Genomic DNA, 350 nt, shown 5'->3' on the forward strand with positions numbered 1-350 from the left:
GCCAAGTTGTGCGTGTTCATCTGGGTGGACAGGTGCAGCGATGCCTCGGGCAGCGTGCGCGACAGCTCGCTGCAAGACCGATGTCCTGCACGATGAACCCGTCGGCTCCAGCGCGGTAAGCTTGGCGCACGCACTCCAGGGCCTCGTCCATCTCGCCCGGCAGGATGACCGTGTTCATGGTCACATAGACCGACACCCCCCGCTGGTGGGCGTTGGTGCAGGCCTCCCCCAGGCTTTCGATGGTGAAGTTATCGGCGCTGCGCCGCGCGTTGAACGACTCCAGCCCAAGATAGACGGCATCGGCACCCGCTTGCACCGCCGCATGGCGGGCAGCATGGCTGCCCTCCATG

The 350-nt window shown here is 65.7% G+C and carries 1 protein-coding gene; it reads right to left on the reverse strand.

Annotated elements, in window-relative coordinates; translation table 11 throughout:
* Window positions 1–16: 16 nt before the first annotated feature.
* A partial coding sequence (locus PZH32_RS11850; RefSeq protein WP_428994039.1) for a peptidase U32 family protein occupies window positions 17–350 on the reverse strand: 334 nt, incomplete at its 5' end.

This window comes from Adlercreutzia equolifaciens, assembly GCF_029076695.1.
In the GTDB taxonomy this organism is placed as follows: domain Bacteria; phylum Actinomycetota; class Coriobacteriia; order Coriobacteriales; family Eggerthellaceae; genus Adlercreutzia; species Adlercreutzia equolifaciens_A.